The following is a 243-nucleotide window of genomic DNA, read 5'->3' on the forward strand; positions in this document are numbered from 1 at the left end:
GGCTAAATTTGATCAAGCCGTTCAACAACTTAAGATTGGTAACGGCTTAGATGAAGGTGTAACCATAGGCCCTGTTGTCAGCCAAAATGCCAAGAACAACATCCAAGCATTAATAGACCGAGCGATTGAACAAGGAGCTGAGCCTGTTACTCCAATTAAGGATCTTGATGGGCTTTTCCTTCAGCCTGTCATTCTTAAAGATGTGAAACACAGTATGGACATTGTTCAACAAGAGATCTTTGG

1 protein-coding gene is annotated in these 243 nt (G+C 42.0%); it reads left to right on the forward strand.

Going from position 1 to position 243, the window contains the following annotated elements; translation table 11 throughout:
• On the forward strand, window positions 1-243 hold a 243-nt coding region (locus tag AB4486_RS27345), incomplete at both ends, for an aldehyde dehydrogenase family protein (RefSeq protein WP_372119929.1).

Source organism: Vibrio sp. 10N.222.55.C6 (assembly GCF_041473395.1).
Taxonomy (GTDB): Bacteria; Pseudomonadota; Gammaproteobacteria; order Enterobacterales; family Vibrionaceae; genus Vibrio; species Vibrio crassostreae_C.